The sequence below is a fragment of the Burkholderia sp. A2 genome (assembly GCF_001729305.1).
Classification (GTDB): domain Bacteria; phylum Pseudomonadota; class Gammaproteobacteria; order Burkholderiales; family Burkholderiaceae; genus Burkholderia; species Burkholderia sola.
The window spans coordinates 282,803-296,920 of record NZ_LZXX01000081.1 but is presented as its reverse complement, the minus strand read 5'-3'; the positions used below and the strand labels follow the sequence as shown (position 1 = coordinate 296,920).

At 68.3% G+C, this 14,118-nt stretch carries 11 protein-coding genes; 6 read left to right on the top strand and 5 right to left on the bottom strand.

Annotated elements, in window-relative coordinates:
* Positions 1 to 282: 282 nt before the first annotated feature.
* The 4 genes from A9Z05_RS07210 to A9Z05_RS07195 all read right to left on the bottom strand — a co-directional run bounded on the left by A9Z05_RS07210 (position 283) and on the right by A9Z05_RS07195 (position 5,571).
* A complete protein-coding gene (locus tag A9Z05_RS07210) occupies positions 283 to 2,163 on the bottom strand; it encodes a sigma-70 family RNA polymerase sigma factor (RefSeq protein WP_069617479.1) in 1,881 nt (626 codons plus the stop codon).
* Positions 2,147 to 2,461, bottom strand: a complete 315-nt coding sequence (locus A9Z05_RS07205; protein ID WP_050012255.1) for a high-potential iron-sulfur protein — start codon at positions 2,459 to 2,461, stop codon at positions 2,147 to 2,149. Before A9Z05_RS07205 ends, A9Z05_RS07210 begins: the two co-directional genes overlap by 17 nt.
* A 103-nt stretch (positions 2,462 to 2,564) precedes the next feature.
* Positions 2,565 to 3,770 (bottom strand): c-type cytochrome, encoded by a 1,206-nt coding sequence (locus A9Z05_RS07200; protein ID WP_069617478.1) that lies wholly within the window; start codon positions 3,768 to 3,770, stop codon positions 2,565 to 2,567.
* A gap of 79 nt (positions 3,771 to 3,849) precedes the next feature.
* Positions 3,850 to 5,571: a methanol/ethanol family PQQ-dependent dehydrogenase gene (locus A9Z05_RS07195; protein ID WP_069617477.1), complete on the bottom strand. Its 1,722-nt coding sequence runs from the start codon at positions 5,569 to 5,571 to the stop codon at positions 3,850 to 3,852.
* Positions 5,572 to 6,002: 431 nt separating this feature from the next.
* On the opposite strand from A9Z05_RS07195, the gene A9Z05_RS07190 reads away from it, so the two are divergent.
* Positions 6,003 to 8,336, top strand: a complete 2,334-nt coding sequence (locus A9Z05_RS07190) for a TonB-dependent receptor (protein ID WP_069617476.1) — start codon at positions 6,003 to 6,005, stop codon at positions 8,334 to 8,336.
* 54 nt (positions 8,337 to 8,390) lie between these two features.
* On the opposite strand, the gene A9Z05_RS07185 is transcribed toward A9Z05_RS07190, so the two are convergent.
* On the bottom strand, positions 8,391 to 9,365 hold the full coding sequence (locus A9Z05_RS07185; protein WP_069617475.1) for an alpha/beta fold hydrolase: 975 nt from the start codon (positions 9,363 to 9,365) through the stop codon (positions 8,391 to 8,393).
* A gap of 345 nt (positions 9,366 to 9,710) precedes the next feature.
* On the opposite strand from A9Z05_RS07185, the gene A9Z05_RS07180 reads away from it, so the two are divergent.
* From A9Z05_RS07180 to pqqD, 5 genes are all read left to right on the top strand, one after another.
* Positions 9,711 to 11,747 carry a sigma-54-dependent Fis family transcriptional regulator gene (locus A9Z05_RS07180; RefSeq protein WP_069617474.1) on the top strand — a complete coding sequence of 679 codons (2,037 nt, stop codon included), beginning with the start codon at positions 9,711 to 9,713 and terminating at the stop codon, positions 11,745 to 11,747.
* 312 nt (positions 11,748 to 12,059) lie between these two features.
* On the top strand, positions 12,060 to 12,134 hold the full coding sequence (gene pqqA, locus A9Z05_RS34265; RefSeq protein WP_006485436.1) for a pyrroloquinoline quinone precursor peptide PqqA: 75 nt from the start codon (positions 12,060 to 12,062) through the stop codon (positions 12,132 to 12,134).
* Positions 12,135 to 12,194: 60 nt separating this feature from the next.
* Positions 12,195 to 13,118 (top strand): pyrroloquinoline quinone biosynthesis protein PqqB, encoded by a 924-nt coding sequence (gene pqqB / locus A9Z05_RS07175; RefSeq protein WP_069617473.1) that lies wholly within the window; start codon positions 12,195 to 12,197, stop codon positions 13,116 to 13,118.
* Positions 13,119 to 13,120: 2 nt separating this feature from the next.
* Positions 13,121 to 13,840, top strand: a complete 720-nt coding sequence (gene pqqC, locus A9Z05_RS07170) for a pyrroloquinoline-quinone synthase PqqC (RefSeq protein WP_050012262.1) — start codon at positions 13,121 to 13,123, stop codon at positions 13,838 to 13,840.
* Positions 13,837 to 14,118, top strand: a complete 282-nt coding sequence (gene pqqD, locus A9Z05_RS07165; RefSeq protein ID WP_006480620.1) for a pyrroloquinoline quinone biosynthesis peptide chaperone PqqD — start codon at positions 13,837 to 13,839, stop codon at positions 14,116 to 14,118. The genes pqqC and pqqD overlap by 4 nt, the downstream gene beginning before the upstream one ends.

Here is a 14,118-nt window from a genome sequence, read left to right as displayed (position 1 = left end):
GTTTCGTGAAGAACCGATTCGATCTTGGACAAGCGTGTCTCCCTGCGTTCGTGTGATTCCAGACGGTGCTCGGGAAAACGCAACATGCATGCCAGTTGTGCGACCGGTGCGCGGCTGCGGCAAAACCCGCGACAGCCGGGCGCGTGATGCCCGATTCAGCCAGGCCGTCGGGTTTGCGGACGGTATCGCGATGCGGCGAGGCGTTCACAAATGCAGCAGGCGTGTTGCAGTCCTGAGCAGTCGGGTGTGCGATCCGGCTGGCGCTCGTCCGGCACCGCCGCGTCAGGCAAGCAGCGAGCGCAGTGCCGGTGCGTGCCTGAATTGCCGGATGCGTTCGAGCGCCGCCACCTCGAGCTGACGAACGCGTTCGGCCGACAGATTCAGTTGCCGGCCGATCTCGCGCAGCGAATACTCGTTGTCGACGTCGATCCCGTAGCGCAGGCGAAGAATCCACGCTTCGCGAGCGGGGAGGCAATCGATCAGCGCAGTGACCGCCGTGCGCAACTGGCCGGCGCTCGCGGCTTCTTCAGGCGTCGGCGCGTCGGGGTCGATCGTGACGTCGCACAGCGTGAGGTCGTGATCGGGCGAAACCGGCAGGTCGGCCGAGATCGGTTCGCGCACGATGCCCATCAGCTCGCGCACTTTGTCGACCGGCAACCGCATCTGCGCGGAAAGCGCGCGCGCGTCGGCGACGTCGCCGGTTCGTTGCCGATGGACGCGCGCGAGCCGCGACAGCTTGTTGAGCGCATCGACCGTATGCGCGGGCACGCGTATCGTGCGCCCCAGATCGGCGAGCGCATGGGTGATCGCCTGCCGGATCCACCAGGTCGCATAGGTCGAGAATTTGAAGCCGCGCCGGTGATCGTAGCGATCGACGGCCTTCATCAGGCCGATATTGCCTTCCTGGATCAGATCGGAGAACGGCAGGCCGCGATCGGTATAGCGTTTGGCGACCGACACGACGAGCCGCAGGTTGCTCTGGAACAGCTTCGTTCTCGCGGGTTGCATCGCCCGTTCGATACGCGAGAACCGCGCGTCGAGCGCGATCGCGATGTCGAGCGGCAACGGCGACTGAGCGGCGACGCGCGCGAGCGCGCTGCGTGCGTCGATCAGCGCCGGCGCATGGCGGGCGAGGGCGGTGGCGCAGTCGGGGTGCGCGGCGCTGCGTGCGTGCAGCCATGCGTACACGTCGTCGCACGGCGTGAAGAGGTCGTGGCGTGCGGATGGCGTACGGATGCCCGAGGCGGCCAGCGTGTCGACGAGCCGCTTTTCGAATGTGCGCGCCCGGGCCGCGCGCTCGCGGTTCGTTTGCCCGATGCGTTCGATCGCGCGCGACGTGAAGCGGATGGCGCCGGTCAACGCGGCAGCTTCGCGCAGCAGCGCCCGGCAAGCGGCCGACGCGAAACCGTCCGTGTGCAATGCATGCTGCATGGCCGGCGCCAGCGCACCGGCGCGCTCGAGCGCTTCGACGACCGTATCGCGCCACGCGGGGCTGTCGACCGAAGGGCCGGCCGCATCGTCCTGCGCCGGCGACGCCATGGCCGGATCGTCGGGCAACATCGTCGGCATGTTTGCAGGCGATTCGACATCCCCGGTAAGCCCCGTCACGTAAGCCGACGCCGCCACCTTGCCGGCACGGATGTCGTCCGCGATCGCCGCGACGGCGGCGAGTGCCGCCGGATCGCGGCTCAATGCGTCGACGCATGCGGCGCGTCCGCTTTCCAGATGAAGCGCGAGCGCGATCTCTTCGTCGCGTTCGAGCAGCGGCGTCGCGCTCATTTCCCGCAGGTAGAGCCGGACTGGATCGTTGGTCCGGCCCGCGAGCAGGTCGTCGGCCGCGAGCGGCGTCGATGCGTCGGCGAGCGACGACGCGACTTCCGACACCCGCGCAAAATGACGTTCGAGCGTCCATGCAGTGTGCTCGCCGGCATGCTCGCGTACGTCGATGCCGAACTCGCGCAGCATCGACGCGGCTGCGTCGACATCCGCGCGTTCGACCGTCTCGTCGGGCAACGCGTCGGCGATTTCGCCGGGCGTCACGTATCCGCGGTCGATGCCCAGCGCGATCAGCGCATGCAGATTTATCGCGCGTTCGGCATCCGCGCCGCGACGCGACGCGTCGTCGCGCTCGCGGGCGGCCCCGGCATCAAGCGAGCTTGGCATAGACGTTGCACCAGCCTTCGGCGGCAACCGTCTTGCCCGCGAACATCGGGCACGTACCGACCGATTCGCCGGCGGCAGCCTTGTAGAAACGGCAGTTCGAACACGTCTGGCCGGCCTGATATTTCGGAAACTTGCCCGCGTCGACGGTGGTCGCCTTGGCGCGGTAGCCGAGCGTCTTCGCTGTCGCGTCGTTTTCGTCGACGGGCGGGGCGGCCGCGAATGCGCGTGTGCCGGCCGCGAGCGCGGCGCACAGGCCGGCGGCCTGCACGATGAAGGTTCTGCGATGGCGGGAGATCATGGTGTCGTCCTGAACGAAATGAAAGGAAAGGAAAAAGCCGGGCCCGCGCGCCGGGCATGCTGCCCGGCGCGGCGGTCGACCGAAACGAAAGCGGGCAGGAAAGTTACTTGCGCGGCCCGGCGATGAGCGGCGCCTTCGACGCGTTGGCGATATCGGCGGTCAGCTTGCTCTGCGACGCGTCGTAGCCGTTCGAGTAAAGCAGGAACGCCATCAGGTCCTCGTATTCCTGTGCGGTCATCTTGCCGGGGCGATCGGCCGGCATGTTGCTCGACATGTACAGGAAGATGCCGCCGACCGTGATGTGCGACTTGCCCTCGGGCGCGAACGATTCCCCGCTCAGCGCGGGCGCGGTATTGCCCTCGAGCTGGTCGCCGTGGCATTTCGCGCACGCATCGCCGTAGAGCTTCTTGCCGTGTTGCACCTGCGCCTGGTCGAACGACGGGACGCCGCTGCCTTCGCTCGTCGAAACCTTGATGAAGCCGCTCCTTGCCGGCCGCTGCGCGGACGCGACCGCGCCGTCGAGAAACCGGCCGGGCGCGTGCGTGGCGGCGGCTTGCGCGATGTCCGCGGGAAGCGTCCAGCCGCGCGTGAGCGATGCGAGACGGCCGTTGCCGCTCATCTGCGACAGCGTGGCGTCGATGCGCTTTTGCAGCGCGTCCTTGCCCGGCCCGAATGCGAACGACAGTTGCCAGTCCGAGTACGGCGACGACGTCGCCGCAACCTTGAACCGCTGTTTCGGATGGGCACGCTCGTACGCGACGACGCTCGGATACCAGACGATCGCGCGCTGCGCGCGGCCCGCGGCGAGCGCGCCGATCGTTTTCTCGCTCGTGTTCTCGAGGTCGAAGCGCGCGTTTGCCTGCTGCGCGGCGATCAGTTGCGACGGGCTCCCGTACGTGGCCGCGATCGTTTCCTTGGCGCCGGACGGCGCTTGCGCATCGGGCAGCGACACGCTCACGTAGCCGGAGCGCAGATAGCCCTGCGAGAACGTCATTTTCGATCCCGACGCATCGGCGATCGCCGAACGCGGGAAGCCGGCGATCACGTCGCAGTCGCGTTCGAGCGATTTCGTCAGCTCGCTGGCGGAGATGCCGTCGTCGTCGCCGTTGTCGTCGACGCCGCGTGTGTTGAAGGTCGCGACGATGCCCGCGGCGCGGAATACTTCGCGGGCAACGGAGCGGTCGAGCGCGGTGGTCGGGCTGCCGGGCAGCGTGCAGACGCGCACGCCGGCCGACGCGGCTGCCGGTGTCAGCGCCACGCCCACGGCGAGCAGACTGGCGACGGTAACGAAAGTGAGGCGAGTATTCATGGTCTGTGTCCGGTTGAAGCGGGTGGGGCGTCGCGCCCGCATCGGGCGCATGCGGGCGCGACTCGGGCGTGGCGCCGGGTCAGTTCAGCGCGAACACGTAGAGCGTGCCGCCGCGCGGAACGTCCTTCGCGATGTCCGCCATCGGGCCGCCCCAGATCGGGTTCGCGCCGCCGTAGCCGGCGAGCACCGCGACATACTCCTTGCCGTCGACCTCGTACACCGACGGCTGCGAGATGATGCCGCTCGCCAGTTGCGGGCTTTCCCACAGCACCTTGCCGGTCGCCGTATCGAACGCATACAGGTGGCCGTCGAGCGAGCCGCTGAACGCGAGGCCGCTCGCGGTGGTCGCGACGCCGCCGTTCCACGGCTTCTTCGACCAGTGGCTCCACAGCTTCTTGCCGGTGTTCACGTCGATGGCCGTCAGTTCGCCGTAGCCTTCGCTGCCCGGTTCGGGCTTGATCTCGAAGCCTTCGCCGAGATACGGCAGCCCTTCCATGTAGCTGACCGACTTGCCGGTCAGGCTCATGCACGCATGCAGCGCGGGCACGACCGCGATGTTGCGTTCCTGGTCGTACGAGATCGACCACCAGTTCTTGCCGCCGAGGAAGCTCGGGCACGTCTCGATCGTCGTGCCGGCCTTCGGGAACTTCGATGCGTCCTGGATCGGCTTGCCGTCTTCCGTGTAGCCGGTGACCGACAATGCCTTCACGAACGGCGTCGCGTAGATCAGCTTGCCGGTCGTGCGGTCGATCGCGTGGAAGAAGCCGTTGCGGTCCGCGTGGATGATCGCGTCGTAGTCCTTGCCCTTGTACTTGATGTCCGCGAGGACGGCCGCGTTCACGCCGTCGTAATCCCACGTGTCGTTGTTCGTGTACTGGTAGTGCCACTTCAGGTTGCCGCTCTTCGCATCGAGCGCGAGCAGCGAATCGGAATACAGGTTGTCGCCGGGGCGCAGCGCCGCGAGCCACGGGCCGGGGTTGCCGACGCCCCAGTACAGCGTGCGCGACGCGGCGTCGTACGTGCCGGTGAGCCACGCGGCGCCGCCGCCGTGGCTCTGCATGCCGTCGGGCCAGGTTTCCGCGCCCTTTTCGCCGGCGGCGGGGATCGTGTAGCGTTTCCAGACCTGCGAGCCGTCCTCCGGATTCAGCGCGGCGATGTAGCCGCGAATCCCGTATTCGCCGCCGGACGTGCCGACGACGATCGCACCGTCGATCGCGAGCGGCGCAAGCGAGAACGCGTAGCCGAGGCCCGGCTCGAACATCTGCTTCTTCCACACGAGATTGCCGGTCTGCGCGTCGAGCGCCGCGATTTCGCCGTTCAGCATCGCGATGTAGACGTTCTTGCCGTACAGCGCGACGCCGCGGTTGACGACGTCGCAGCACGCGGTCTTGAACGAGGCCGCGCCGAGCTTCGGCTCGTATTTCCACAGCTGCTTGCCGGTCTTCGCATCGAATGCGTAGACGTTGTCCTTCGGCGTCGTCACGAACAGGTAGTTGCCGTTGACGATCGGCGTGGCCTCGAAGCCCTGCTTCAGGTCGGCGGGGAACTTGTACGCCCACACCTGCTTGAGATCCTTCGCGTTCGACGTGTCGATCTGCTTGAGCGGCGAATGCGAGCGGCCGTCGTAGGTGCGGTAGTAGGTCAGCCAGCCCGGATCGCCGTGTGCATCGGTCAGGCGCTGGTAGGTCACGGCCGGGTAGTCCGCGGCCGCTTCGACGAGGCCGGGGTTCAGCGCGACGGCGGCTGCCACCGCGATGCCGATCGTCGCCAGCCGGCTCGCTGAAGCCGAGAGTTTCTTCATGGTTGTCTCCTGGGTCATTGTGGTCGCACCGTCGCGAACGATTCGTCGCGCCGGCACGGTGGGGTTTCCGGGCCGAGTGCACTGCCCGTTACGCAAATCGCATGCCATCGCGGCAGGAAGGCGGTGTGGCGCGGCACGCCGGCGCATCGCGTGCGATGGGGCGATCGACGACGCGCGCCATGGCGTCAGCGCAGGTGTTGCATTCAGGTACACCGTCGCGCGCGAAGTGTTGCCAAACATGACAGGTGGCGCAGTCTGCTGAACAGCGGGCCGCCGGTTGCACGCATGCCTTTCACAAAGCGAGGTGCGGCGCAGCGCGCACCGCTTGCGCTCGCGGTGCTGGCACGGTTCTCGCACGCGGGCTTCGCGACAACGCGGCGCCGCGCGGTGCATCGCACGGGCCGGCGGAATATAAATGCGGAGACAACGGAATGATCAGGAGACCAAAGGCAGCCGCGCGCGACGGCGCGACGCGGCGCGGCCGGCGTGCGCGATGCATCGGTACGACCGTCGGCGTGCTGGCGCTGTTCGGCCTGCCGCCCGGCAGCGTGCGCGCGCAGCAGCAGCAGGCCGACGGCGGCGCGATCGCGCCGCCCGAGCCGGCCATCGTGCTGCCCGCGGTGGTCGTCGTCGGCACGACGCCGCTGCTCGGGATCGGCACGCCGCTGTCGAAGGTGCCGGCGAACGTGCAGACGGTGCGTGCGGCGGAACTCGACGTGCAGCACCGCGCGACGCTCGCCGATTTCTTCGCCGCGAACCTGCAGAGCGTGACGATCTCGGATGCGCAGGGCAACCCGTACCAGACGGACGTCAACTATCGCGGCTTCACCGCGTCGCCGCTGCTCGGCACGCCGCAGGGGCTGTCGGTGTTCGTCGACGGCGTGCGCGTGAACGAGCCGTTCGGCGACGTCGTCAACTGGGACATCGTGCCCACGCAGGCGATCGACCGCGTGCAGGTGATTCCGGGCTCCAACCCGGTGTACGGGCTCAACACGCTCGGCGGTGCGCTCGCGATCACGACGAAGAACGGCAGGTCGAGCCCGGGCGGCGAAGCGGAGGTGTCGGGCGGTGCGTGGGGCCGCAAGACCGCGAGCATCGAGCAGGGCGGCACGATCGGCCCGAACCTCGACTACTACGCGACCGCGAACGTCGCGAACGACGGCGGCTGGGCCGACCATAACGCGAGCCGCGTGCGACAGGCGTTCGGCAAGCTGCGTTACACCGATGCGGATACGACGCTGTCGATCGCCGCAGGCGGCGCGGACAACACGCTGTCCGGCACCCAGACGATCCCGCGCTCGTTCCTCGACAACCGGAAGCAGGCGTATACGTACCCGGACCGGAACCGCAACAGCGCCGGCTACCTGACGCTGTCGGGCGACCGCTTTTTCGGTGAAAACGTCGAATTGAGCGGCAATGCGTACTACCGGCACCTGCGCAACGCCAACACGAGCAGCAACAACAATACGGATTACGGATCGGTGAACGACGACGGCACGGTCGACATGGTGCAGGGCAGCAACGCGCAATCGACGATCGTCACCGACAGCTACGGCGGCAGCATGCAGCTCACGCTGCTCGGCAAGCTCGGCGGGATGGCGAACCGGCTGGTCGCGGGTGTCTCGGCCGACGTCGCGAACTCGAGCTACGTTGCATCATCGCAGGACGCGTCTTTCACCGATGCGCGCGCGGCGATCGGCATCGGCGATTTCGTCCGGCAGACCAGCGCGAAGACGCGCAACGCGAATGTGGGCGTGTACTTGAGCGACGCGCTGTCGCTGACGCCGGACTGGACGGTGACGCTGTCGGGCCGCTACGACTGGTCGAAAGCGCAGATCGGCGACGAGAGCGGCGTGCAACCGCTGCTCGACGGCACCCATGTGTTCTCGCGCTTCAACCCGGCGGTCGGGCTCAACTGGAACCCGGTCGCGGGCTTCACCGCATATGCGGCCTACAACGAAGGCATGCGTTCGCCGACCGCGATCGAACTCGCGTGCGCGGATCCGGCCGCGCCGTGTTCGCTGCCGAACGACTTCATCGCCGACCCGGCGCTCAAGCCGGTGATCTCGAAGACGTTCGAAGCCGGCGTGCGCGGCCGCATCGGCGCGGCGACGACCTGGAGCGCCGCGGCCTACCGCACGACGCTGACCGACGACATCCAGTTCATCAGCAGCCCGGCCAGTGCGCAGGGCTACTTCCGCAACGTCGGCGATACGCGGCGGCAAGGGATCGAGCTCGCCGGCCGCACGCGGTTCGGCCCGCTCGGTGTCGGGCTGTCGTACAGCCATGTCGATGCGACCTACCGATCGTCGTGGATCGAACACAGCCCCGCGAATTCGACGGCCGATGCGAACGGCAACGTGACGGTCAGGGCGGGCGACCGCATCCCCGGCATTCCCGCGCATACGGTGAAGCTGCGGCTCGACTACGCGGCGACGCCCGCGTGGGACATCGGCGCGAACGTCGCATGGCGCAGCGGCGTGTACGCGCGCGGCGACGAGAACAACGGGGACGTGAACGGCCGGATCGCGGGCTACGTGCTGGTCGATCTCGACATGCGTTACCAGGTCACGAAGCGGTTCGAGGTGTTCGCGAGCGTGACGAACGTGTTCGACAAGCGCTACGCGAGCTTCGGCGCACTCGGCCAGAATTTCTTCAACGGGCCGAACCATACGTTCGACGGCGCGAATCCGGTGAACGAGCAATTCGTCGGGCCGGGCGCGCCGCGCGGCGCGTGGGCCGGTATGCGCTATGCGTGGGATTGAGCATGATGCGGCCGCGTGGGCGGTCCCGTCGTGACACGACCGGGCTCCGGGCCGTCACGTGAACGGCACCGTCGCGAACATCGCATGCACGGCGCGGGCGACGCTGCGCGCCAATGCCGGGTCGCTTGCCAGATGCCCGGCCTTCACGCGCTCGACGTTCGCTTCGGGCACGGCGCGCGCGAGGCGCTCGACGTTGCCGACCGGACAAACGGGATCGTCCATCCCGTGCGCGGCGAACAGCGGCACGCCGGCCTGTGCGGCCCGTCGCGCGAGCGCGAGCACGCGGCGCTCGCCGAGCCAGCAATCGTGTTGCAGGTAGTGCGCCTGGATCCGGTATTTGTCGATCAGCCGGCCGATGGTCTTCTCGGACCGGACCGCGCGCACGGGCGAGCGTGGTGTGCGTGCCGACCCGAGGACCGCGTTTTCGTATGCATGCCACGCGAGCGCGACCGCGCGCTGCCCGGCTGTGTTCGCGCCGTGGCGCAGCCCCGCCGCGCAGCGCGACAGCAGGCGATCCGCCCGGCCGCCTGCCGCTGCATGCAGGCGCCGCCATTCGCGCGGCGCACGCGTGCGGGACGTCATGAACAGCCCGCGAACTTCGCGTGGCGACGTCAGGAACAGACCGCGCAGCACGACGCCTGTCACCCGTTCCGGATACGTGCCCGCATACGCGAGCGCGAGCGCGGCGCCCCACGATCCGCCGACGACGCCCCAGCGTGCAATGCCGAGCTGCGCGCGCACGGCTTCGAGATCCGCGATCAGCCGCGCGGTGGTGTTGTGACGCGTGCCGCCGCGCGGTGTCGACGCGCCCGCGCCGCGCTGGTCGACGAGCACGACGCGCACGCGGGCCAGGTCGAACAGCCGCAGGATGCCGGCCTGGCTGCCGCTGCCGGGCCCGCCGTGCAGCACGACGACCGGATGGCCTTGCGTGGCGCCGGCCACGGCGAACGCGATCGATTGCGCGTCCCGGTGCAGACGTCCGCGAACGGGCGTGACCGGTGACGCCGATGCGTCGGGCAAGGCCGGCATTGCGTGCGACGGCGTGGATCGATTCGGGCGACGTGTCATGTCGATAGGGGGCCGGGGAATCGGGAGGCAACCGCCATGCGGCCGGGCAGCGGCCGGATGGGTTCTGCGATAAAGCCAGAAACGCGCCAGCCGCGAGGATCCGGATTCGCACGGGTAGTCATGCGCCGGGAATTCGCGGTATCACGAAGGCCTGGCCGTCGCGCGACGCGACACGCCCGGCCGCATCCGGATGATTCATTACATCATCCTTTCAATTTATTGTGCGGCGCCAGCGTGGCCCGATGCTTGCTTGCAATGACGGCAAAGAGTCCGGCAGTTGACCGGAAGGATCCCCCGGAGGAGACAATGCGCGATGACGTAGAGCAGGCGGCCGGGTCACGGGCCGCGCATCCCGCTGGCTGGCCCGCGCCGTCGATCCAGAAGGCCCACGAGCGTTCGGAGACGTTCGGCCTGCAGGTATCGGCACGGCCCGACTACGACGTGCTGTCGAACGCGGCGCTGGTGCTCAAGCGCGAGCAGAGCCGGGTGCTGTGCGTGCATGCGATGCCGGTGATGGAGACGCTGCACGAGCAGATCGTCAACACGCAGAGCATGATCGTGCTGACCGATGCGGAAGGGCTGATCCTGCATTCGATCGGCGACGACGATTTCCTGCGCCGCGCGGAGAAGGTCGCGCTGCGCCCGGGCGCGAACTGGGCGGAGAGCCGGCAGGGCACCAATGCGATCGGCACGGCGCTGGCCGAGCTGTGCCCGATGGTCGTCCACGGCGACCAGCACTTCCTGGCCGCGAACCGCTTCCTCACCTGTTCGAGCGTGCCGATCCTCGATCCGTACGGCGACGCGATCGGCGTGCTCGACGTGACGGGCGACCACCGCAGCTATCACCAGCACACGATGGCGCTCGCGAAGATGTCGGTGCAGATGATCGAGAATCATCTGTTTACGACGACCTTTCAGGAAACGCTTCAGGTGTCGTTTCATGGCCGTCCCGAGTTCCTCGGCACGCTGATGGAGGGGATCGTCGCGTTCACCGCCGACGGACGCTTCCTGTCGGCCAATCGCAGCGCGCAGTTCCAGCTCGGCATGCCGCTCTCGGCGCTGCGCGCGCACACGCTGTCGTCGCTGTTCGACATCACCAGTGCGCAGCTGATCGACCGCATGCGCGCGAGCACCGACCGGCACCTGATGCTCAATCTCGGCAACGGCGCGGTGGTCTGCGCACGCGTGCACTTCCGCCGCGCGACGCTCGCCGAAGGCAGCCGGCCGACGGACGTCCACGACGCGGGCGCGCCGGCCGCGCGCGCGAACGCGGTGCCCGCGCCGGCGGCCGGCCTGTCGCGGCTCAACTATCTCGACACCGGCGATGCGCAGGTCGCGTGCGTGATCGCGAAGGTGCGCAAGGTGATCGGCAAGGACATCCCGATCCTGATCACCGGCGAGACCGGCACCGGCAAGGAACTGCTCGCGCAGGCGATCCACAACGACTCGCCGCGGCGCGACGCGCCGTTCGTCGCGGTCAACTGCGCGTCGATTCCGGAGACGCTGATCGAGTCCGAGCTGTTCGGCTACGAAGAGGGCGCGTTCACCGGCGCGCGTCGCAAGGGGGCGATCGGCAAGCTGCTGCAGGCGAACGGCGGCACGCTGTTCCTCGACGAGATCGGCGACATGCCGTATCCGCTGCAGGTGCGGCTGCTGCGCGTGCTGCAGGAGCGTCTCGTGAATCCGCTCGGATCGACGAAGACGATTGCCGTGGACATCGCGATCATCTGCGCGACGCACCGCGACTTGCGCGAGATGATCGCGCAGAACCGTTTCCGCGAGGATCTCTACTACCGGCTGAACGGCCTCGTGGTGCGCCTGCCGCCGTTGCGCGACCGCACGGATCTCGCGGTCGTCGTGCAGAAGATGCTGCAACGCGAGGCGTTTGCGGGGCCGGGCGGGCCGTCGCTGTCCGTCGCGCCGGACGTCATGGAGTTGTTCGTGCGCTGCACGTGGCCGGGTAACTTCCGCCAGCTCGGCAACCTGCTGCGCACGGCGGCGGCCATGGTCGACGACGATGGCGAAATCCGGCGCGAGCACTTGCCCGACGACTTCTTCGACGACCTGCGGTGCGGCGGTGTCGTGCAGACCGGGCACGCCGTGCCGGCCATGCCCGATTCGCCCGCCGCGGCGAGCGCCGGGGCCGGGCCGGGCGCCGCGGACGCGTTGCCTTCCGTCGATGCGCGCCTGCAGGACGTCGCCGCGTCCGCGATTGCCGCCGCGCTGGCCCGTCACGGCGGCAACGTGTCGGCCGCGGCGCGCGCGCTCGGCGTCTCGCGCAACACGATCTACCGGAAGATGCCGGCCGCCGACGCGGGGCGCCAGCCGTCCGACGAAAGCTGACGCGCTCGTCGCGCTGTGCGCGACCTGTCACAGCCGGTGTGTCAAGTTGCAACACCCGTGTTCAACGATTCAACACCTGTGACCACTCGCGGACATCGTTCCGCCGGGGTGGCGGAACGCATTCGCGCGAATTGTGTCGGCGATTCGTAAGGATGGCGCCCCGATGCCCGGATGAGGGCCGTCTACCGCCGCCGGGCCGCCGAAATGCGGCTTCGGCACGCTCCTTGCTGAAGATGAATCGACCGCTCGATTGCCGCGGTTGTTCGACTCACCCAGCAACGCATCCATCATCAACTCGACAGGAGACACACCATGCAGTGGACGACACCGTCTTACACCGACCTGCGCTTCGGCTTCGAAATCACGATGTACATCGCCAACCGCTGATCGCCGTGCGTGCCGCCCGTTTCGCCGTGATCGGCACGGGCGGCCTCGGGAGCTGACGCCATGAAGATCAAGATACTCGGCTCGGGAGCCGGCGGCGGGCTGCCGCAATGGAACTGCAATTGCGCGAACTGCCGCCGTGCGCGCAGCGGAAGCGGCCATGTGCTGCCGCGCACGCAGTCGTCGATCGCGGTCAGCGACGACGGCGTCGACTGGGTCCTCGTCAACGCGTCGCCCGACATCCTTTCCCAGTTGCGCGCGGATCCGGACCTGCAACCGGCGCGCGCGATTCGCGACAGCGGCATCGCCGCCGTCGTGCTGTGCGACGCGCAAATCGATCACGTGACGGGCCTGCTGATGCTCCGCGAGCGCTCGACGCCGCTGCCGCTTTACGCGAGCGCGCCGGTGCTCGACGACCTGTCGACCGGCTTGCCGCTCGTGCCGCTGCTCGGCCATTACTGCGGCGTGGCCGCCCACACGATCGTGCCCGGCGAGCCGTTCGCGGTGCCGGCGGCGAGCCGGATCCGTTTCACCGCGCTCGCCGTCGACAGCAAGCCGCCGCCTTATTCGCCGCGGCGCGCGTCGGCCGCGCCCGGCGACAACATCGCGCTGTCGATCGAAGACGTCGCGAGCGGGCGGCGCGCGTTCTATGCGCCGGGGCTCGCGTCGGTCACCGACGAGGTACGTGCGGCCATGGACGGCGCCGATCTGGTGCTCGTGGACGGCACGTTCTGGACCGGAACCGAGATGATCGATCTCGGCCTGTCGGGCAAGCACGCGGCCGACATGGGGCATCTCGCGCAGTGCGCGGAACCCGGGCGGCCCGGCATGATCGACTGGCTCGACACGCTGCCCGCGCGAACGCGCAAGGTGCTCACGCACATCAACAACACGAACCCGATTCTCGATCCGCATTCCGTCGAGCACGCGCACCTGCGCGCGCACGGCATCGACGTCGCACACGACGGCATGCAATTCCAGGTCTGACGATGAACGCACCGATCCCCGCTACGGCGTTGCACGCGACGCCCTGGACCGCGACCGAATTCGAGGCGCGCCTGCGTGCGCTCGAATCGCGCTATCACATCCATCATCCGTTCAACCGGCGGCTCAACAGCGGCGCCTGTTCGCCCACGCAGATCCGCGGCTGGGTCGCGAACCGCTTCTACTACCAGATCTGCATCCCGCTCAAGGATGCGGCGATCCTGTCGAACTGCCCCGACCGCGAGACGCGGCGCCGCTGGATCCAGCGGCTGATCGACCACGACGGGCAGGGCGACAACGAAGGCGGCATCGAGGCATGGGTGCGGCTCGGCGAGGCATGCGGTCTCACGCGCGACGAGCTGTGGTCGCTCGAACACGTGCTGCCCGGCGTGCGTTTCGCGGTGGATGCGTACGTGAACTTCGCGCGGCGCGCGCCGTGGCAGGAAGCGGTGTGCTCGTCGCTGACCGAGATGTTCGCACCGCAGATCCATCTCGACCGGCTCGCGGGCTGGCCGTCGCATTACCCGTGGATCGAGCCGGCCGGGCTGCATTACTTCCGCAGCCGCGTGCCGCTCGCGCAGCGCGACGTCGAACACGGGCTCGCGGTCACGCTGCAACATTTCACGACACCGGACGCGCAGCAGCGCGCGCTCGGCATTCTGCAATTCAAGCTCGACATCCTGTGGTCGATGCTCGATGCCGTCGAAAAGGCCTACCCGTTATGAACGCGATCGAAGCCGCCAGCGGCGTGCCGCTGCGCCCCTGCCTCAGGGGCATGTACCGCCTGCAATGGGAGGCGGCCCAGGATGCGTACGTGCTCCTCTATCCGGAGGGCATGGTCAAGCTGAACCCGAGCGCGGGCGAGATACTCGCGCGCTGCGACGGCACGCGCGAACTGGACGACATCATCGGCGAGCTCGAGCGCCTGTTCATGCAATCGGATCTCGCGACCGACGTCTACCGTTTCCTCGATCATGCGCGACTGCGCGGCTGGCTGGACTGA